General features: G+C 51.1%; 17 protein-coding genes. All 17 read left to right on the top strand.

Translation table 11 applies throughout. The annotated features are described in order from the left end of the window. The first annotated feature begins 11 nt into the window (after positions 1-11). Entirely contained in the window at positions 12-1,007 is a 996-nt protein-coding gene (locus M4D81_RS01940; protein ID WP_071222974.1) for an ABC transporter ATP-binding protein, read from the top strand. Beyond that, the gene (locus M4D81_RS01935) at positions 1,004-1,942 is read left to right on the top strand and encodes an ABC transporter ATP-binding protein (protein ID WP_071222975.1); all 939 of its coding nucleotides are present in this window, start codon (positions 1,004-1,006) and stop codon (positions 1,940-1,942) included. The genes M4D81_RS01940 and M4D81_RS01935 overlap by 4 nt, the downstream gene beginning before the upstream one ends. 188 nt (positions 1,943-2,130) lie before the next feature. Then, complete coding sequence (gene bshC, locus M4D81_RS01930; RefSeq protein ID WP_260064248.1) at positions 2,131-3,762, top strand: bacillithiol biosynthesis cysteine-adding enzyme BshC; 1,632 nt, start codon at positions 2,131-2,133, stop codon at positions 3,760-3,762. Positions 3,763-3,802: 40 nt separating this feature from the next. Then, positions 3,803-5,071: an adenosylhomocysteinase gene (locus M4D81_RS01925; RefSeq protein ID WP_260064247.1), complete on the top strand. Its 1,269-nt coding sequence runs from the start codon at positions 3,803-3,805 to the stop codon at positions 5,069-5,071. Between the two features lie 207 nt (positions 5,072-5,278). Further along, complete coding sequence (gene mraZ / locus M4D81_RS01920; protein WP_009590832.1) at positions 5,279-5,716, top strand: division/cell wall cluster transcriptional repressor MraZ; 438 nt, start codon at positions 5,279-5,281, stop codon at positions 5,714-5,716. Between the two features lie 76 nt (positions 5,717-5,792). After that, positions 5,793-6,746, top strand: a complete 954-nt coding sequence (rsmH, locus tag M4D81_RS01915; protein ID WP_071222978.1) for a 16S rRNA (cytosine(1402)-N(4))-methyltransferase RsmH — start codon at positions 5,793-5,795, stop codon at positions 6,744-6,746. A 33-nt stretch (positions 6,747-6,779) separates the two neighbouring features. Then, a complete protein-coding gene (locus M4D81_RS01910; protein WP_071222979.1) occupies positions 6,780-7,193 on the top strand; it encodes a cell division protein FtsL in 414 nt (137 codons plus the stop codon). Between the two features lie 18 nt (positions 7,194-7,211). Continuing rightward, positions 7,212-9,518, top strand: a complete 2,307-nt coding sequence (locus M4D81_RS01905) for a penicillin-binding transpeptidase domain-containing protein (RefSeq protein ID WP_260064245.1) — start codon at positions 7,212-7,214, stop codon at positions 9,516-9,518. An 86-nt stretch (positions 9,519-9,604) separates the two neighbouring features. After that, positions 9,605-11,548, top strand: a complete 1,944-nt coding sequence (locus M4D81_RS01900) for a stage V sporulation protein D (RefSeq protein ID WP_260064244.1) — start codon at positions 9,605-9,607, stop codon at positions 11,546-11,548. Positions 11,549-11,608: 60 nt separating this feature from the next. Next, positions 11,609-13,093: a UDP-N-acetylmuramoyl-L-alanyl-D-glutamate--2,6-diaminopimelate ligase gene (locus M4D81_RS01895; protein WP_260064243.1), complete on the top strand. Its 1,485-nt coding sequence runs from the start codon at positions 11,609-11,611 to the stop codon at positions 13,091-13,093. After that, on the top strand, positions 13,093-14,511 hold the full coding sequence (locus tag M4D81_RS01890) for a UDP-N-acetylmuramoyl-tripeptide--D-alanyl-D-alanine ligase (protein WP_260064242.1): 1,419 nt from the start codon (positions 13,093-13,095) through the stop codon (positions 14,509-14,511). The genes M4D81_RS01895 and M4D81_RS01890 overlap by 1 nt, the downstream gene beginning before the upstream one ends. A 4-nt stretch (positions 14,512-14,515) precedes the next feature. Further along, positions 14,516-15,481 (top strand): phospho-N-acetylmuramoyl-pentapeptide-transferase, encoded by a 966-nt coding sequence (mraY, locus tag M4D81_RS01885; RefSeq protein WP_260064241.1) that lies wholly within the window; start codon positions 14,516-14,518, stop codon positions 15,479-15,481. A gap of 3 nt (positions 15,482-15,484) precedes the next feature. Then, on the top strand, positions 15,485-16,918 hold the full coding sequence (gene murD, locus M4D81_RS01880) for a UDP-N-acetylmuramoyl-L-alanine--D-glutamate ligase (protein ID WP_260064240.1): 1,434 nt from the start codon (positions 15,485-15,487) through the stop codon (positions 16,916-16,918). A 49-nt stretch (positions 16,919-16,967) separates the two neighbouring features. After that, entirely contained in the window at positions 16,968-18,065 is a 1,098-nt protein-coding gene (spoVE, locus tag M4D81_RS01875) for a stage V sporulation protein E (protein WP_071222986.1), read from the top strand. A gap of 5 nt (positions 18,066-18,070) precedes the next feature. Beyond that, positions 18,071-19,180, top strand: a complete 1,110-nt coding sequence (gene murG, locus M4D81_RS01870; RefSeq protein ID WP_260064235.1) for an undecaprenyldiphospho-muramoylpentapeptide beta-N-acetylglucosaminyltransferase — start codon at positions 18,071-18,073, stop codon at positions 19,178-19,180. 158 nt (positions 19,181-19,338) lie between these two features. Then, positions 19,339-20,244, top strand: a complete 906-nt coding sequence (murB, locus tag M4D81_RS01865; protein WP_260064234.1) for a UDP-N-acetylmuramate dehydrogenase — start codon at positions 19,339-19,341, stop codon at positions 20,242-20,244. Between the two features lie 16 nt (positions 20,245-20,260). Continuing rightward, positions 20,261-21,544: a UDP-N-acetylglucosamine 1-carboxyvinyltransferase gene (gene murA / locus M4D81_RS01860; RefSeq protein ID WP_071222989.1), complete on the top strand. Its 1,284-nt coding sequence runs from the start codon at positions 20,261-20,263 to the stop codon at positions 21,542-21,544. Positions 21,545-21,594 lie beyond the last annotated feature (50 nt).

The following is a 21,594-nucleotide window of genomic DNA, read 5'->3' as shown; positions in this document are numbered from 1 at the left end:
GGTGGGAAGGTATGGAACCGATCTTGCAGGTAAAGGACCTCAACGTATCGTTTCGTGTTCGCGGCGGTGAAGTGAAGGCAGTCCGCGGCATGAATTTTGAAGTCGGCAAGGGGGAGACGGTTGCCATCGTCGGTGAGTCCGGAAGCGGTAAAAGTGTTACCGCCCAGACCATTATGCGATTGATTCCGTCCCCGCCCTCAGAAATAAAAAAGGGTGAGGTCATTTTCCAAGGACAAGACCTTCTCAAAAAAACGAATAAACAGATGGAAGCGATTCGCGGCAAGGATATTGGAATGATCTTTCAGGATCCGATGACATCGCTGAATCCGACCATTAGAATAGGCAAACAAATTACAGAGGTGCTGATCAAGCACCAGGGAATGTCTTTCTCCGAAGCCAAAAAACACGCCATAGAAATGCTGAAGCTGGTGGGCATCAAAAATGCGGAGGAGCGCTTTAATCAGTATCCGCATGAGTTCTCCGGCGGCATGCGTCAGCGTGCGATGATCGCCATTGCGCTTGCGTGTAAGCCGACCCTGCTGATTGCGGACGAACCGACAACGGCACTCGACGTGACCATTCAGGCACAGATTATGGACGTTATGAAGGAAATGCAGGAACGTTTGGGCACATCGATCATTCTGATCACGCATGACCTCGGCGTTGTTGCCGGCATGTGTGACCGTGTCATCGTCATGTATGCAGGTGAAGTGGTGGAAACGGGAACGAAATGGGAGATTTTCAAAAATCCGCAGCACCCTTACACCAAAGGTTTGCTTCGTTCCATGCCGCGTCTGGATCAGAAGAAAGACGAACCGCTCATTCCGATTATCGGAACACCGCCGGATCTGATTAAACCACCTGTAGGCTGTCCGTTCGCTGCTCGCTGTGACGAAGCTATGCGAATTTGTGAACGGGTGGATCCGGGCGCAACGGAATTCAGCGACACGCACACGGCGCGCTGCTGGAATCTGCATCCGATGGCGAAGGAGGCGCAAGGTTCATGAAGGATAACCACTTGATTGAGGTAAAAGGCCTGAAGAAGTATTTTAACGTGGGCAAAGGCCAGGTTCTTAAAGCGGTTGACGATCTGAATTTCTTTATTCGTGAAGGCGAAACGCTTGGTATGGTGGGAGAGTCGGGTTGCGGTAAATCCACTGCGGGACGGACGATTCTCCGCCTTTATGAGCCTACGGCCGGCAGCGTTAATTTTAACGGAACGGATATTTACAAGCTGTCTCCGGGCAAGATGAAGGCCATGCGCCGCGATATGCAGATGATCTTCCAGGATCCGTATGCCTCGCTGAACCCAAGATTCACGGTGTCGGATATTATCGGGGAAGCTCTGGATATTCACGGTATGGCAGGCAGCCGCGCCGAACGCAAGAAGCGGATTGAGGAGCTGCTGGATATGGTCGGCTTGAATAGTGACCACTCGACGCGCTACCCACATGAATTCTCGGGCGGTCAGCGTCAACGGATCGGGATTGCCCGTGCTCTCGCGGTAAACCCTAAATTTATCATCTGTGACGAGCCGATCTCGGCGCTGGACGTTTCGATTCAGGCGCAGGTTGTTAACCTGCTTAAAGATTTGCAGGACCGACTTGGCCTGACCTATCTCTTCATTGCGCATGACCTGTCCATGGTTAAGCATATCAGTGACCGGGTAGCGGTTATGTATTTGGGTAAAATGGTGGAGCTGGCAGACAGTGAAGAGCTCTATGCAAATCCGATCCATCCTTACACCAAAACCTTGCTGTCCGCGATTCCGATTCCGGATCCGGAAATTGAGGCAAACAAAAAGCGGCTCAAATTGGAAGACGATATGCAGGGGCCGATTTCAGCTGCCAAAGGCGAAGACGGAACGGTTCAACTGGACGTGAAGGATTCGGAATTGGTTGAAGTGTCCAAAGGACACTGGGTTGCAAAAGCCTACGCTTGAATAAACGGGCCTCAGTATGAGGAAGCAGCTTCAAGAATAGCCGCTGGCATCGTGCCGGCGGCTTATTCTTTTCCTTTGACGCAGAATGCCAACATTCGGTACAATCAAGAAAGGCAAAATAATATAGAAGAAATTAAATTTAAGCACAATCTAGATTTGGTTGCGACGTAGAATAGGAGGCATACCTCATGAATATCGTTCCGGAACCATTATCCCTCGCCTCGCGTCTCGCTCAGGATTATATTCATCATTTCGACCGGGTAAGCGGGTTCTACGGTGAAGATTACCGCGGCGAGCACAGCTTTGCAGAGCGGGTACAATGGCTGGATCTTTCTGAAGACAAACGAATTCAGCGTAAAGCGCTGGCGGATTGTCTTCGGACGTACAATAAGAAACACAATGATCATCCCGCTGTACATAAATCACTCCAACTTCTGGAGCAGCCAGGAACGGTTACGATGGTTGGTGGACAACAAAGCGGTTTGTTCACTGGACCTCTGCTTGTCATATATAAAGCAATTACCGTTATTCAAGCGGCCCGCGAGGCGGAAGAGCGCTTGAAACGTCCTGTCGTGCCTGTATTTTGGATCGCCGGGGAGGATCATGATTGGGATGAAGTGAATCATACGTACTTCCTGAATCAGGATCTGCAGCTTTCCAAGATCAAGCTTGATGCCAAGGACGGACTCAGGACGTCAGTTAGTTATACTGACGTTGCCGAGGAAGATTGGAATGCGATGCTGGCAGAGCTTCAGACTCAATTGGCAGACAGCGAATATAAGGCAGATCTGCTGAAACTGGCGAGGGAATCGCTAAACGGTTCGGCCGGGCTCAGCGAGGCATTCGCTAAACTGATCAGCTATCTGTTCGGCAAATATGGGCTGATACTCCTGGATTCGGCAGACCCGGGACTTCGGGCGTTGGAAGTACCCATATTCGAATCCTTGATTACCCGCAACGAACAAATGGGACTTTCGTACCAGCAGGCTGCGAGGGATATCGCGGGTCAGGGTTATGAAGTCCAGGCTGATGTATCCGAGAATGGGGCTAACTTGTTCTACTTGCATGAAGGCAGACGCTTGCTGCTTTACCGAGAAGGACGTGTATTCTCAGACCGGAAAGGCATCGTTTCGCTGACGGAAGATGAACTGCTTCGGGATTTGCATCAGCACCCTGAACGCTTCAGCAACAATGTGTTGACCCGTCCAATCATGCAGGATTCGCTGCTGCCCGTGCTCGGGACGATACTCGGTCCAGGCGAGATTTCCTATTGGGCGATTACGCGTTATGCATTCTCCGACTTGGGTTTGCAGATGCCGCTGATCATCCCAAGAATGTCATTCTCCATCGTAGATGGAACCGTCCATAAGCTGATGGAGAAATACGGATTGTCCTTCGAGGATGTCCAGCTTCGCTTGTCCGAGAAGCGTGAGGCTTGGCTCGCCAGCCAAGACGAGCTGAATTTGGAAGCACGATTCAGTCAAACCCGGGGACAATTTGAAGCATTATATCAGCCTTTAATAGAAGATCTTGGCAAAATGCAAAGTGGACTGTTAAAATTAGGTCTAACCAATAAAGATAAAATATTGGAGCAGATGGATTACCTGTTAAGTAAATCCCGGAATGCCTTGGAACAGCAGCATGAGGCCGCGCTGGCACAGTGGAGGCGCATTGAACAGACGTTGTTGCCGGAAGGGAAACCTCAGGAGAGGGTATACAACATCCTGGAATACATGAATCGTTATGGATTGAATCTGGTGGATCGCCTGATGGAAATCCCATACGCTGCTTCGGGCATTCACAGGGTCGTTTACGTATAACGATCAGGAATTCAAACATCAGATCATAGGAGGCCGTTAAATGAGCTCATCATCCATACAAACCAGCAATATTACCGACTTGAAGCTGGCACCGGAAGGTCATTTGAAAATTGATTGGGTCCAGGCGCATATGCCGGTATTGAACCGGGTGCGTGAACAATTCGAGAAAGAACAGCCATTCAAAGGGTTGAAGGTCGCTATCTCCTTGCATCTGGAAGCCAAGACCGCTTATCTGGCGAAAGTCATTCAGGCCGGCGGCGCTGAAGTGACGATTACGGGAAGTAATCCGCTGTCAACTCAAGATGATGTATGTGCCGCATTGGTAGAAGACGGGATCACGGTGTTTGCCAAGTATAACCCGGATCCTAAGGAATACAAGCAGCATCTCATTTCAACACTGGAGACCAGACCGGATCTGATCATCGACGATGGCGGGGATCTCGTTACGATTCTGCACTCCGAACGTACCGATCTGCTTGAAGGAATTCGGGGCGGAGCGGAAGAGACAACGACAGGCATCCTGCGACTGAAATCTTTGGAGAAAGAAGGCGCTCTGAAATTTCCGATGGTTGCCGTGAACGATGCATATTGCAAATACTTGTTTGATAACCGTTACGGTACCGGACAATCGGTCTGGGACGGAATTAACCGGACGACCAACCTGGTGGTTGCAGGCAAGACGGTTGTTGTTGTAGGGTATGGCTGGTGCGGCAAGGGCGTGGCCATGCGTGCCAAAGGTCTTGGTGCCAACGTTATTGTGACCGAGATTGATGCGATTAAGGCCGTTGAGGCTTATATGGACGGCTTCCGCGTCATGCCAATGCGCGAAGCGGCCAAATTGGGAGACTTCTTTGTAACCGTCACGGGTAACCGCGATGTCATCAGCGGGGAAGACTTTGATGTCATGAAGGACGGTGCCATTTTATCCAATGCCGGTCACTTCGATGTGGAAGTCAATAAACCGGATTTGTCAGAACGGTCTCAATCGGTTCGGACGGTTCGGCGCAATATCGAAGAATATCACCTGAAAGATGGCCGTAAGATTTATTTGCTTGCCGAAGGCCGTTTGGTGAATCTGGCGGCAGGTGACGGACATCCGGCGGAAATTATGGATATGACGTTTGCGCTTCAGGCATTGTCGCTCAAACACGTGAATGATCAGTATAAGAACATCGGTAACCGCGTTGTAAATGTTCCTTACGAATTGGATGAACAGGTTGCCTTATATAAACTGGAAAGTCTAGGTATTACAATCGACAGCCTGAGCGCTGAGCAGAAGTCTTACTTGGACAGCTGGGCTCAGCACTAAACAGCAGCAGCTTTAGATCATTTGCAAACCTCCTTTCCATCCCCAAGCGGGATGAAAGGAGGTTTTTTGTGCGAATGTTCTGAGAGAAAGTTCCAAAAAAACAAATGCTCGTTAGAAGGTATTTGATTCTTGACGCCGAATCTATTATCCTAAAGTGGTGGAAAGTGGTGCAAAGTGGGGAATCGGGGTTAAGGGGTGGAGTGCCTGATGTTCATGGGGGAGTTTCAACATAGCATCGACGATAAGGGGAGAATCATTATCCCTGCTAAGTTTCGTGACCTCCTGGGCACCTCGTTTATCGTAACCCGCGGATTGGACAATTGCCTCTTTGTATACCCCAAAGATGAATGGGCCATCATGGAACAGAAGCTCAAATCCCTGCCGCTCATGAAGTCGGATGCACGTGCATTCACCCGGTTTTTTTTCTCCGGGGCGACGGAATGTGAATGGGATAAACAGGGAAGGGTAAATTTGCCGGGCAATTTGCGCGAGTTCGCCAAGCTCGAGAAGGAATGCGTCGTCATCGGCGTATCGAGCCGAGTGGAGATCTGGAGCAAGGAGCAGTGGCAGAATTACTATCAGCAGTCGGAGGAAGCATTCAATGACATTGCTGAGAAGCTGGTGGATTTTGATTTTGATTTATAACCAGGTGGGAACATCGTATTGAAATGGACAAGTAACACTTAAAATCATGAATGAGACACAATGGAGGGCTGCAGCTTTGTTCCATCACATCACAGTGCTTAAGCAAGAAGCGACAGAAGGGCTGCGCATCAAACCAGACGGTATATATGTTGACTGTACGCTCGGGGGAGCAGGGCACAGCTCGCTGATTGCTTCCCAACTAAGTTCGAAAGGTCGGTTAATCGCATTGGATCAGGATGACTGGGCATTGAATAACGCCCGGGAAGTCATGAAGCCGTATGTGGACCGGATCACGCTCGTCAAAACCAATTTTCGTGATTTGGAGGAGGTGCTCCGAAACGAAGTGGAGGTTGACGAGAACGGGCAGCCGCAAGTTGACGGTATACTGTTCGATTTGGGCGTATCTTCTCCACAGTTCGATGAAGGGGAGAGAGGGTTTAGTTACAATCATGATGCCCCGCTGGATATGCGGATGGATCAATCCGCCGAGCTTACCGCAGCCAAGATTGTAAACGAATGGCCGGAACAGGAAATCGCGCGAATATTGTATGAATACGGCGAAGAGAAATTTTCAAGGCGAATTGCCAAGGTCATTGTTGAAAGAAGGGCACAGAGCCCTATTCAGACAACCGGCGAGCTTGTCGAAATGATTAAGGAAGGGATTCCGGCCGCAGCTCGGAGAACGGGCGGCCACCCGGCCAAACGAAGCTTTCAAGCGTTTCGGATTGCGGTAAATGATGAGCTTGGCGCATTCAAAGACGCGCTTCACCAAGCCGTGAGATGTCTTGCACCGGGAGGAAGAGTGTCGGTCATCACGTTTCACTCGCTCGAAGACCGAATATGCAAACAAATTTTTAACAGTTACATTCCCAAGTGTACGTGCCCTCCAGATTTTCCGATGTGTGTATGCGGAGGCGGCCAAGGTGAGCTGAAGTTGGTGAACCGCAAACCGCTTATCCCCTCTGCGGAAGAGATTGAGAGTAATCCAAGGGCGCGTTCGGCGAAACTGCGGATTGCGGAGAAACTGTAGAAACATAAAATCCCTGAAGAAGGAGAATCAGCCATGGCTTACACGCGCGGCAATTTAGCCGTACAGGAGAGACAGAAGGAAACGCAGCAGTCCGCTTATCTCGAGAAGACAAAAGTCGTCAAACGTCGTTCCCAGCTTCCGCAAAAAGAAAAGCTGTTGTATTTGCTGTCCGTGGTATTTGTGGTTGCCGTCATGGGTGTCATTGGCATGAGTCATGTTCATTCCTATGACTTGAACCGGCAGATCCAGTCGACGGAAAATAAGACACTCGAAGCTAAACGAAATATCAATCAGCTTCAGGTTGAGAAGCAAACACTGGAGACGCAAATATTGGACAAGGCGAAAGAGCTGGGCTATGTCCCTATTGATGACAATAATACGATCCATCTATCACCGGTCTCGGGGTCATCCGAGACACAGAATTCGGACTCGGGACAAAATGATTGAAGTGTGAGGTTTTGACCGATGATAAAAAAAATCAAACTGCGTACCGTGCTAATAGGGGGATGTATAACCCTCTTTTTTGCTTTATTGATTGGTCGGGTGTTTTGGCTGCAGGTCATCGATAACGACTTCTGGAAGGAACAAGCTTTATCGAAATGGTCGCGTAAACAGGATCTTCCGGCCACGCGAGGAACGATCACGGATCGGGACGGCGATATTCTTGCCATGGATGCGCCTGCCTTTACGGTTATTGTGAATCCTGCGGTCATTCAGGCTAACGGCATGGAGAATGAGGTCGTTAAAGGACTGCATGAGATTCTTGACAAGGATGAGGACGAACTCCGTGAACTGGTTAAAGCTAAAGACGATAAAGGCGAATACCTCAAGGGCCGCGAAGTCCGCAGCGAAGGATGGAAGATTGACAAGGAGAAGATGGAAGAGGTCAAAGCGTTCAGCGAAAGCTTGAATGATAAATTGAAGGCCGCAGGCAAAGTTCCCGATTCGGGCATCGGCTTTCAGCGAGAGTCAAAACGATTTTATCCACAAAAGACAGTGGCTGCACATATCTTGGGATATACCGATCGTCAGGGCAAGGGTATCGGGGGCATTGAACAATTTTATGACGACAAGCTGAAGGGAACCGATGGATTCGCTTCGTACAAGAGTGATAAGAAAGGGGTCAAGCTGCCGAGCGAGGACGATTTATACCAGCCTGCAATAAATGGGAAAAATTTAGTACTGACGACAGACGATACAATCCAGTATTATATCGAGGAAGCGATGCGCGACACGTATAACCAATATAAACCAATCAGTATGACGGTAATCGCAGCGGATCCGAACACGATGGAAATACTGGGGATGGCCAATATGCCGACTTTTGATCCCAATACATATTCGGAATGGAATCAAAAGAATTTTATCAATCATGCCGTGCGGTCCATCTATGAGCCGGGATCAACCTTCAAAATTGTTACGCTGGCCAGCGCAGTGCAGGAAAAGCTGTTTAACCCGGGTGCTATTTATCAATCCGGATCCATAAGAGCTGGTGGAAGAACCCACCGGGACATTAACAGCGTAGGCTGGGGCCCCATTACCTACCTGGAAGGCGTGAAAAGATCGAGTAACGTGGCATTTGTAAAATTGGGATATGAAATGCTCGGCAAGGAGCGATTTACCAACTATATTCGGGAATTTGGGTTTACGCAGAAAACGGACATTGATCTTCCGGGGGAGATTCTCGGTACCTTGAATATGACTTATGACTCCGATATTTCAACGATGACCTACGGTTACGCCGTATCCGTAACGCCTATTCAACAGATTGCGGCCATTTCAGCCGTGGCCAACGGAGGCAAGCTCATGGAGCCGCATATGGTGAAGGAGATCGAGGACCCCAATACGGGCAAGGTTGAGAAAATCGAACCGAAAGTCGTGCGCCAGGTCATATCTCCTGAAGCCGCAAGAGAAACGGGGACTTACCTTGAGCAGGTCGTTGCTGACCAATTAAACGGAACAGGTAAGAATGCGTATATTGAAGGCTACCGGGTTGCGGGCAAAACCGGTACCGCGATAAAATCCGGCGGCGGATATAAAGACCGTACGAAACAAGTAGTTTCATTCATCGGGTACGCTCCCGTCGAGAATCCGAAAATAGCCGTGCTGGTCATTATCGATGAACCGAACGTGGAAAAGGGCGGCGGTACGCTGGCAGCGCCTATATTCAAGGAAATCGTCTCCAAGACATTGAATTATTGGGGCGTTCCCAAATCGAATGCAAAGCAGGATAAGGAAAAAACGAAATCAGGAACATCGCTGACGGATTCCCTGAAAGCACCGGATTTTACGGGGTTGAAGCTGAGTGATGTAAAAGCCAAGCTGCTGAAGGATGGAGTGGCGTTTGAGACCTTGGGCAACGGAAACACGGTGAAGGAGCAATACCCGCCTGCCAATGCGATCATTAGTGCAGGTCAAAGGATCTATCTTCTTACAGAGGATAGCCCAACGATGAAAATCCCGAATTTAGAGGGTGAATCGCTTAGGGACGCCATGGAAGTGCTCACTTTGATGAAAGTAAAGGTTAATGTTCAGGGTGAGGGCTACGTTGTTTCGCAGTTGGAAGCCAAGGAGAATGGTCAGCGAATCGTGCAGTTAACGCTGAAGTCGGCTCAAGAGTTGATCACGGGAAGCAGCAGTTCCGATGAAACTTCCTCCGTTGGCAGCGAAAATGCGAACGGGGAAGAAACCGATGGAAAAGAGTCGGATGGAACTGCCGATAACGATGTCGAGGCAACCGACCAAGGACAAGGCAAGACAGAAGGGGAATAGCTTGTTCTAACCCGGGTTTGTCCCGAATACTCATGTGAAGAACGCATATCATGAGCTTTCGGGTTCAAACAGGGAGGGAAGCTTAGGTGAAAGTATCCAAGGTATCGCAGCGGAGAAGGCTGCTCTGGAGCCTGCTGCTGCTGCTCCTGCTGTTCTCAGCACTGATTATCAGACTGGCTTATGTGCAGATTGGGAAAGGCTCGGAGCTGTCGGCGAAGGCGGAGGATCTCTGGCGCCGCGACATTCCGTTTGCGGCCCAGCGTGGTGAAATTTTGGATCGTAACGGAACCGCATTGGTTACGAATATAACAACACCGACCATTTGGGCGATTCCTGTACAAATCAAAGATCCGGACCATACGGCCGAAACCTTGGCCGGGCTTATCAACATGGACAAAGCCGATATCAAGAAAATCATTACGAAACGTTCGAGGTTGGAACGGATAAATCCCGGTGGACGAAAAATTACGATGGAGCTGGCTCAGGAAATTCGTGATTTGAAGCTGCCGGGTATCGTTGTTGCTGAGGATAACAAACGGTATTATCCTTATGGCGATCTCGCAGCCCATATATTGGGGTTCACGGGGGCCTACAGTCAAGGACTTACCGGCTTGGAGGCCATGCATGACGACAAACTGAAAGGCTTTGAAGGCGGAATATCCTATCTGTCCGACGCAGGCGGGAGAATCATGCCGGGTTCCTCGGAAAAGTATGTTGAGCCTCGTGATGGTCTGAATCTGGAGCTAACGATCGATAAATCGATTCAGTCCATTATGGAGCGAGAGCTTGATCAAGCCATGGTGAAGTATCAGGCGAATGGGGCTTGGTCGATTGCCATGAACCCCAAGACTGGCGAGATTTTGGCAATGGCCAGCAGGCCAGGGTATTCTCCTGCCAATTACCAGGAGTTTTCAGCCGAGACGTACAACCGCAACCTGCCGATCTGGATGACCTATGAACCAGGCTCCACATTCAAGATTATTACGCTTGCCGCTGCCCTTGAAGAGGACAAGGTCGACCTGAAGAACGACCACTTCTTTGACAGTGGAGCGGTAGAAGTCGGTGGAGCGAGACTGCGCTGCTGGAAAAAAGGCGGCCATGGCAGCCAGACCTTCATGGAGGTTGTCCAGAACTCCTGCAACCCGGGCTTCGTAGCGTTAGGTCAGAAGCTGGGCAAGGAAAGCCTGTTTCAGTATATCCGCGATTTTGGCTTCGGGGCAAAGACGGGCATCGATTTGAATGGGGAAGAGAATGGCATCCTGTTCAAACTCGACAACGTCGGTCCTGTTGAGCTGGCGACAACGGCATTTGGGCAAGGGGTATCGGTTACGCCGATCCAGCAGGTTGCTGCAGTGTCCGCCGCCATTAACGGCGGCAAATTGTTTAAGCCGCATGTGGCCAAGGCGTGGGTCAATCCAGAAACGGGAGAGACGGTCGAGGAAATCAAGCCGGAGCTTGTCAGACAAGTGATCTCGGAAGAAACATCCAAGCAAGTGCGCGAGGCGCTCGAGAGCGTCGTTGCCAAAGGGACCGGACGCCCGGCCTTCATCGACGGCTATCGAGTCGGAGGGAAGACGGGAACCGCCCAGAAGGTTATTAATGGCCGGTACTCATCGACCGAGCATATCGTATCGTTCATCGGATTCGCGCCTGCCGATGATCCTGAGATTGTGGTGTACACGGCGGTAGATAATCCGAAGGGCATTCAATTCGGTGGCGTCGTGGCTGCTCCGATCGTGCAGAACATCCTGGAGGATGCGCTGCATTATATGAATGTTCCGCCGCGTAAAGACCAGCTTGCCCGTGAATACAAGTATGGTGAGACACCAACCGTGACTGTACCGAACCTGGTCGGAGCTACCGTTCAGGATCTGTATGAGGATCTGAATATGAATTTCATGCTGGCCAAGTCCGGGACCGGCAACACAGTGATTTCCCAGGCTCCGAAGCCGGGAAGTCGGGTAGAGCGAGGGTCTACTATTCGGATCTATATGGGTGAAGACCCCGAGGGAACCAAGCACGAACATTAAGGCATCATCCGATTCGGGAGCGAGGGACGATGATGCAGATATATAGAGAGAGGGATAACAATGAAATTGAAGCAATTATCATCCGTATTGGCTGCTGCTGTTATCGAAGGATCCGGAGAAGTTGAAATCACGGGGATTGAAACAGACTCAAGACAAGTGAAAGCGGGGGATTTGTTCATTTGTCTGCCGGGCCATACGGTAGATGGACACCAGTTTGCAGCTCAGGCCGCTGACCAAGGCGCTGCAGCATTGGTTGTTGAGCGAAAGCTTGAGGTCGACCTTCCGCAAGTCATCGTGAGGGACAGCCGCTTTGCGATGGCGGGTTTGGCGAACGCCTTTTATAATCAGCCGAGCTCCCGCATGAAGATGATTGGCGTAACCGGAACGAACGGCAAGACAACGACAACGTATTTGATCGAGACGATTATGAATGATTACGGTTTGAAAACCGGATTGATCGGCACGATTCAGATGAAATACGACGGCCAGTCATTCCCGATGCCAAGAACGACGCCAGAGGCGCTGGAGCTTCAGCGTTACTTGAACGATATGGCGAACGCAGGCACCGAGTGCTGCGTGATGGAGGTATCCTCGCATGCGCTCGAACAGGGGCGGGTGAAGGGAACGGACTTCCGAACGGCTATATTCACAAACCTGACGCAGGATCATCTGGACTACCATCATACGATGGAAGAATATCGCGGGGCAAAAGGGTTATTTTTCTCCCGGCTGGGCAACGCTTTTGCCAAGGATGAATCATCACGCAAATATGCCGTCCTGAATGCGGATGATGAGGCTTCGGCTTATTTTGCCAAGCAGACAGCGGCGGAAGTGATTACCTATGGTTTGGGAGAAGATGCGGATATACGGGCAAGCAACATCTCGATCACCGCTCAAGGCACCTCGTTCCATGTGGATACCTTCCGCGGAAGTGCGGATATTGCGATTCGAATGGTAGGGAAATTCAACGTGTATAACGCTATGGCCGCGATCGCTGCCGCGCTTCTTGAGGGAATTCCCCTCGAGGATATCAAGAACAGCTTGGAGTCCGTGCCCGGCGTTGACGGCCGCGTGGAGGTCGTGGATGAGGGTCAGCCGTACGCCGTGATCGTGGATTATGCGCATACGCCGGACGGACTCGAAAATGTACTGCGTACCGTTAATGAATTCGCTGAAGGCCGGGTGCTCACGGTATTCGGCTGCGGCGGCGACCGGGATCGGACCAAACGGCCGATCATGGGTAAAATTGCTGCGAAATATAGTGATATTGTATTGGTAACTTCCGATAATCCCCGCACGGAAGATCCGGATTTGATCCTGAAGGATATCGAAGCCGGCTTGATTGAGGACGAAGTGTCAACAGAAAGCTACAAGCTCATCGTTGATCGCCGGAAAGCGATTGAAAAGGCTATTGAAATGGCAAGCCCGGGCGATGTAGTATTGATTGCGGGGAAAGGTCATGAGACCTACCAGCTGATTGCGGGCGAAGTGCTAGATTTTGACGACCGCATCGTAGCCAAAGACGCGATAAGGGGCAGACAATAGTGATCCATAAATCATTAAAGAGCATCGCCGACATGTGCGGCGGGACGCTCTCACGTAACCAAGATGACAATATTATCATTCAAGGAGTCGGTACCGACTCCCGAACCATACAGCCGGGAAATTTGTTTGTTCCGATTGTTGGCGAGAAATTTGACGGGCATGCGTTTGCGGAGAGCGTGATCGCCAGCGGAGCCGGCGCAGTGCTCTGGCAGAGAGATCATCAACCGATTCCCGACTTGCCGCTCATTCTCGTGGAGGATACGTTAACGGCGCTCCAGACGCTTGCGGCGGCCTATTTGTCCGAGAGCAGCGCCAAGGTGGTGGGCATAACCGGCAGCAACGGAAAAACCACCGTGAAGGACATGGTGTCCGCACTGCTTGAAACCACGTTTAACGTTCACAAGACGCAAGGCAATTACAACAATCATATCGGTCTTCCGTTAACCGTCCTCGCGATGAAGGAAGACACCGATATTATCGTGCTTGAGATGGGCATGAGCGGACGTCACGAGATTGAACTCCTATCGACCATTGCTCGTCCGGATATGACGGTGATTACCAACGTGGGGGAAGCGCATATGCTTCAGCTCGGTTCGCGCGAAGAAATCGCCCGCGCCAAGCTTGAAATTATTAGCGGCATGAAGCCGGGAGGCTTGCTGATCTACCATGGGGACGAACCGTTGATCCGCCAGGTGCTTGCTGAAGAAACTACGGTGAAGCCAGAAGGGCTTCGAACATTTACGTTTGGCAACCAAGAAACCAATGACGATTATCCGACGGGACTTATGTTCCATGCAAGAGGAATCATCTTCACTTCGAACCGGCATGCGGGCGAAGGCTTTAGCTTGCCGCTTCTCGGGCGTCATAACGTTGTCAACGCGCTTGCGGCGATGGCTGTAGCAGCCCATTTGGGAATCGGCGATGAAGCTATTCGCAGCGGATTTGCCAATCTGAAGCTGTCGAGCATGCGGATCGAAGCCGTGGAGACTGCGTTCGGGGTCACCGTGCTGAACGATGCTTATAATTCGAGTCCTACCGCGGTCAAGGCGGCATTGGACGTGCTTGGTGATATGAAAGGCTACCACCGGCGAATTGCCGTTCTCGGGGACATGCTGGAACTTGGTCAGCGTGAAGAGGAATTCCATGCCGAGATAGGAGATTACTTATCTCCGGACAACACGGATCTTGTGTTCACCTTCGGCCCATTGTCGCTTCACACGGCTAGGAAAGCGAAAGACCGCTTTCCTGAAGGAGCAGTACTTCCGTTTACGGATAAAGAAAAACTGATCGAAGCCTTGCTGGAGCGGGTAACGGAGAAGGATATCGTATTGGTGAAAGCCTCGCGCGGCATGAGGCTGGAACACGTGGTTGACGCCTTAAAGGCCCTGCCTGGCGGCAACAACGGAGTGAGGGGGTGAGCTGATGGACTTTCAATTGCTGTTATTGACAATCGGTGTAGCGTTTGTGCTTGCGGTGATATCGGCTCCGCTGCTCATTCCGCTGCTGCGGCGGATGAAGTTCGGCCAGCAGGTCAGGAACGACGGTCCGCAGAGCCACTTGAAAAAAGCAGGAACGCCAACGATGGGCGGCGTTGTGATTCTGCTTGCTTTTACACTGACTTATATTAAATTTTCTCCTGTCGATACTGATTTCTATGTGATGATCGTAGCGACGCTCGGCTTCGGTTTGATTGGCTTTCTTGACGACTATATTAAGATCGTATTTCGCAGATCATTAGGACTCACGGCCAGGCAGAAGCTGTTTGGACAGCTTCTGTTTTCCGGTATTATGTGCTGGCTGTTGATCTCCAACGGCCATAGCACCGCGATAAGCGTTCCAGGTATGGATTGGTCCTTTGATTGGGGGCCGTGGTTCTATTATCCGTTTATCGTAATCATGATGCTTGCGGTCACCAATGCGGTCAATTTCACCGATGGGGTGGACGGTCTGCTGTCCGGTGTCAGTGCGATTGCCTTTGGCGCTTATGCCATTGTGGCGATCCAGTCCACGTCGTTCGCGGCGGCATTCTGCGCAGCGGCGATGATCGGTGCGGTACTCGGTTTTCTGGTATTTAACGCTCACCCTGCTAAAGTGTTCATGGGAGATACAGGGTCTTTAGGAATCGGCGGTGCTATTGGCGCCATAGCGATCGTAACCAAGAGCGAGCTGCTGTTCCTTATTATTGGCGGGGTATTCGTCATAGAAATGTTATCCGTCGTGCTTCAGGTGGTTTCCTTCAAAACCAGAGGCAAGCGAATATTCAAAATGAGCCCGATCCATCACCATTATGAATTATCCGGGTGGTCGGAGTGGCGCGTCGTCTTTACATTTTGGGCCGTGGGACTGATACTTGCGGGACTCGGACTTTATATCAACAAGGGGTTGTAACATATGAAGCAGCTAGAAGATTATCGGGATAAGCATATCGTCGTACTGGGACTGGCCAAAAGCGGAGTACAAGTAGCTAAAGTGCTGCATCAAGCCGGAGCCTCCGTCATTGTGAACGATAGAAAGGAAAGAGAACAGTGTCCTGAAGCTTCGGAGCTCGAGGCTTTGGGTATTTCTGTTATTTGTGGTGGACATCCCGATGATCTTATTCATCCCGGTGTAACGCTTCTTGTCAAAAATCCCGGAATTCCGTATTCCGCCCCGCCTGTTCAAAAGGCGCTGGAGCTAAAGATTCCTGTGGTGACCGAAGTTGAAATCGCCTATCACCTGTGTGAAGCACCGATCATCGGCATCACAGGCTCGAATGGCAAAACAACGACGACAACCTGGGTAGGCAAGCTGCTGGAAAGCGCTGGTCTATCCCCGCTTGTAGCCGGCAATATCGGCACGCCCCTATCCGAGGCTGCAGCAGAAGCAACTGAAAACAATTGGATGGTCGTTGAGCTGAGCAGCTTTCAGTTAAAAGGAACAGAGGAGTTCAGGCCGCGTATTGCCTGCCTTCTCAACATTGCGGAAACGCATCTTGATTACCATGGCGGGATGGATGATTATGTTGCATCCAAAGCCAAGCTGTTCGCCAACCAGACTGCGGATGATACCGCTGTGCTCAATTGGGATGATCCCGTGTGCAGAAACCTTGTTCCGTATATCAAGGCGCGCATCGTGCCTTTTTCGATGAGCGAGAGCCTTCGTGAAGGGGTTCACGTAATGCCGCCATATGTTGCCGGTAATCAGGACTCGGACGACGACGATCAGGGGCGTATGCTGATCTATACAGATGGCGAAGGGTTTACGCATGAGATCATCCGTGTGGAGAACATCGGACTGCCCGGAAGATTTAATGTAGGGAATGCATTGGCTGCCTGTGCGATCGCCATAGCGGCCGGCGTTGCCCCCGATAAGCTGGAAGAAGCTTTATCCAGCTTCCGCGGCGTTGAGCATCGCCTGGAATACGTTGCCAAGCTTCGGGGCGTATCCTATTACAATAACTCGAAGGCAACGAACTCCAAGGCGACGCACATGGCATTGACTTCGTTCAAGGAGCCTATCGTATTAATTGCAGGCGGGCTTGACCGCGGGTCGGATTATGAGGAATTGATTCCTTCCTTGCAAGGACGGGTGAAAGCCGTCGTGCTTCTTGGCGAAACGAAGGAGAAAATCGCGAAGGCTGCTGCCAAAGCCGGATTAAAGGACATCTTCCTCGTCGATAATGGGAAGGACGCCGCCGCGACTTTGACCTCGGCTGTCCAGAAGGCTGCCGGGCTCGCAGAGAGCGGGGATATTGTTCTACTATCTCCCGCATGTGCGAGCTGGGACATGTTTCCTTCCTTCGAGGATCGAGGACGCATTTTTAAAGAGGCGGTGCATAACCTTTAAGTAGGGGGGTGGATAAGCCCCTACTAAGGATGTACGAGGTGGCCTTTCCATGAACAAGAACCGCCAGGCGCCCGATCTGTGGCTGCTTATCTGTATTTTGGCCCTGCTGGCCATCGGAATCGTCATGGTATACAGCGCAGGATCCGTCCTCGCATTTCATGACTATGGCGATAAGTTTTATTTTGTGAAGCGTCAGCTGTTTTTTGCCTGTTTGGGGCTTGCTGCCATGTACTTCACATCGAGGACCGACTATCGGGTTTGGAAGAAATACAGCAAGCTTGCATTGCTGGTCTGCTTTTTTATGCTGATTATCGTACTTATTCCAGGGATCGGCGTTGTTCGCGGCGGAGCCAGAAGCTGGCTCGGCATCAGCTCGTTCGGAATTCAACCCTCCGAGTTTATGAAGCTGGGCATGATTCTGTTTCTATCACGCTGGCTCAGTAAGCAAGATTATGATATTACGTCTTTTACCAGGGGGCTTTTGCCGCCGCTTGGTTTAATCGGACTGGCATTCGGATTGATTATGCTGCAGCCTGATTTGGGTACGGGTGCCGTTATGCTTGGAGCTGCGATGATGATTGTTTTTACCGCAGGGGCACAGATGAAGCATCTGGGCTTTCTCGCATTAGGCGGGGTTGCCGGTTTCATTGGCTTGATTCTGACAGCCCCCTACCGGCTGAAGCGGATAACCGGGTTTCTCGATCCATGGTCCGATCCGCTTGGCGCAGGCTATCAAATCATTCAATCCCTCTATGCCATAGGGCCGGGTGGACTCGGCGGGCTCGGGCTTGGCATGAGTCGTCAGAAGTACGCTTATGTACCTGAGCCGCAGACTGATTTTATTTTTTCGATTTTGGCCGAAGAGCTTGGATTCATTGGCGGTTTGATTGTACTGCTCTTGTTCGCTGCCTTGGTGTGGCGAGGCATGAGAGTGGCCATGACGGTATCCGACGGCTTTGGAAGTCTGCTGGCTGTTGGGATCGTGGGCATGGTCGCCATACAGGTCGTTATCAATATCGGTGTCGTTATCGGTTTAATGCCGGTAACAGGGATTACGCTGCCGCTCATCAGTTACGGAGGCAGCTCACTGACGCTGATGCTGACGGCGCTGGGCATTCTATTAAATATTTCCCGTTATGCGAGGTGAAGGGTATGCGTGTCGTATTGACCGGCGGCGGAACGGGGGGGCATATTTACCCCGCCGTTGCCATTGCAAGACAATGTGAAAAGGAAGATCCGAAAACGGAGTTTTTATATATCGGAGGCAAGCGGGGTCTCGAAAGCAAGCTTGTACCCCAGGAGAAGCTGCCGTTTGAGAGCATCGATATCACGGGGTTCCGGCGCAAGCTGTCGCTGGATAACGTGAAGACGATCATGCGTTTTTTCAAAGGCGTGAAGCGATCGAAGGCCCTGCTGAAGGAATTTAAACCCGATGTCGTGATCGGTACCGGAGGTTATGTGTGCGGTCCGGTGGTTTATGCAGCGGCCAAGCTCGGGATACCAACCATGATTCATGAGCAGAATGCGATTCCCGGCCTAACCAACCAGTTCCTCAGCCGCTATGCGGATACGGTGGCGGTCAGCTTTGAGGGATCGGAGTCTTCTTTTCCTAAAGCCAAAAGAACGGTATATACAGGAAATCCACGTGCGACAACGGTATTATCCGCCAATCGTGAACGTGGATTTGCTACGCTCGGCATTCCGGTGGACAGCCAAGTCGTACTGATCGTCGGCGGAAGCCGGGGTGCCAAGGCGATCAATAACGCGATGATCGGGGTGGCGTCGTTCATACAGAAGCTGCCGGGTGTACATTTCGTGTTTGTTACGGGCGAAACTTATTTTGAGAACACGCGGGAATCCATTCTGTCCCAGCTCGGTACCATGCCAAATCAACTTCATATCGTGCCATACGTTCATAATATGCCGGAAGTACTTGCGGCTACTTCGCTGATTGTAAACCGTGCAGGAGCTTCATTCCTGGCGGAGATTACATCGCTTGGCATTCCATCCGTACTTATCCCTTCACCTAACGTCACCAATAACCATCAGGAGGCAAATGCGAGGCAATTGGAGGAAGCGGGTGCGTCCAGCATGATTCTCGAAAAGGATTTGACGGCGGAATCGCTGTTCGCAAAGCTTGAGGAGATCATGACCAGTCGTACTTCCAGAGAGGCGATGTCCGCGGCTGCGAAAAAGCTCGGCAAACCGGATTCGGCATCCGTCATGGTTCAAGAAATCCGCCGGTTAACCGGCAAACGCTAAATCGGCTGGGCGATTGTCACACACCTATGGAGCCTGACATAAGATACTCTATAATCGTGACACACCCATGAGGCCGGCATTACTGACAGCGGCCATCTCTTCATCCAGTTGAAGGAATGGCCTTTTGGTTTTGAAAGTCAAGGGGAGGTTTATTTAAAATGCAGCAGTGGAAATCGCTACTATCAGAAGCCAATACCGGAACAGTGTTATGGAATGAACCGCTGGCAAAATATACGACGTGGAAAATAGGCGGACCAGCCGATTGCCTGATTATACCTGAGAACAAGGAACAACTCAGGGAACTGGTCACCCTTCTCCATGCCCATCACATACCTTGGACACAATTGGGCCGCGGTTCAAACATGTTGGTTGCCGATAAAGGCATTCGGGGAGCGGTCATCAAGCTGGGCCAGGGATTTGAGGGGCTTCATTTTGACGGAGAGACGGTAACTGCAGGCGGCAGTCTGTCTTTTGTCAAGCTCAGTGTTCTGGCCGGAAAAGAAGGATTATCCGGTCTTGAATTTGCCGGAGGCATTCCTGGATCGGTTGGAGGGGCCGTCTACATGAATGCAGGTGCCCATGGGTCTGATGTGTCACGCATATTCAAGTCCGCTGACATTGTACTGGAAACAGGGGAATTGGTTACGTATGCTGCGAAAGATATGGCGTTTGATTACCGACACTCCATTCTGCATGAACGAAAAGGGATTGTGACTGAAGCGGTATTTGGGCTCCGTCAAGGAGACCGCAAAGAAATTTCAGCTGTTATGGCCTCCTACAAGGACCGTCGCCGGCGTACACAGCCGCTCCAATCCGCAACGGCAGGCAGTGTTTTTCGCAACCCGCCCGGTGACCATGCCGCGAGGTTGATCGAGGCTGCCGGTCTTAAGGGCCTGCGGATCGGGGGCGCAGAAGTTTCTTTACAGCATGCCAATTTCATTGAGAATACCGGTCAAGCGACAGCAGAGGACGTGCTCGCTTTGATGGAACGTATTAAGGAAACCATCTCGGAAAAGAACGGAATTCATATGGTGCCTGAGGTGTACGTTCTGGGCGAGCGGTAAACTCGGAGGTGATACATTGGACAAATTGGTGATTGAGGGTGGAAGGCCCCTATCTGGAACCATTCGTATCCATGGAGCAAAAAATGCAGCTTTACCTATTCTAGCAGCTAGTCTTCTGGCAGAAGGGACTGTGAGATTAAGCAATGTCCCGCACCTGCTGGATATTGAAGTGATGCTCAGCATTCTCAGCCGTCTTGGCTCCAAATGCAAGCATGAGCTGGAGACGGTAACCGTGGATACCTCGTCTGCCAATTCGTTTCATGTCCCGGAAGATTTAATGAAGCAGATGCGATCCTCCATCTTTTTGATGGGACCTCTGCTGGCCCGTTTTGGTGAAGTGACGATCTATCAGCCAGGGGGCTGCGCGATCGGAGAACGCAAGATCGACCTCCATCTTCAGGGACTGCAGGCGCTTGGTGCGGAAATCGAAGAGAGTAACGATAAGATCCATTGCAGGGCAAGCCGGCTGGTCGGAACGGATATTCATCTGGATTTTGCCAGCGTAGGGGCAACGGAGAATATCATGATGGCAGCAGCAACGGCGCTTGGCACAACGGTGCTCACCAATGCCGCCAGAGAGCCTGAAATTCAGGACCTTCAGCATTTCCTGAACAAGATGGGAGCGAACATTATCGGCGCAGGAACGGATACCATTACGATTCATGGCGTGGAGCGTCTGGAGCCTTGCGAGTACGAGATTATACCGGACCGGATCGTTGCCGGCACCGTCATGATCGCAGCAGCCGTCACCCGCGGTAGTGTAACGCTTACAAAGACCAATCCATCTCATTTAACTTCCCTTATACATGTGCTAAAGCGCGCCGGTGTTCAAACCAGTATATGCAATGATATAATAAACATAAGCTGCATGAGCCGTCCTAAAGCGGTGGAACGTATCGTGACTTCACCGTATCCTTCGTTCCCGACTGATTTGCAATCTCAGGTTATGGTCCTGCTGTCCTTGGCGGACGGATTTAGCGTGATGAAAGAGACGGTATTCGAAGGACGGTTCAAGCATGTGGAGGAACTCTCCCGTATGGGGGCGGACATTTCCACGGATCTGAACTACGCGTTTATACGCGGTGTTCAGAGAATTTATGGAGCTACGGTGGAGGCAACCGATCTTCGGGCTGGGGCGGCGCTCGTCATTGCCGGTTTGGCCGCGCAGGGAACGACCGTGGTGGAGCAAGTTCACCATATTGATCGCGGTTATGATCGTATTGAAAACATGTTCCAAGGTTTAGGCGCTCGGATCTATCGTCAATCTCCGGTGCCAAAACCGCTTGATTTAGCCAATTGAGGTCCTGGGCTTCCCCTCCGAACAAGGAGGGGATAACAGGTCTTTATGGA

This window comes from Paenibacillus sp. p3-SID867, from assembly GCF_025142895.1.
Classification (GTDB): Bacteria; Bacillota; Bacilli; order Paenibacillales; family Paenibacillaceae; genus Paenibacillus_AQ.
Note: the sequence above shows the minus strand (reverse complement) of the source record. Positions and strands in the feature narration are given on the sequence as shown.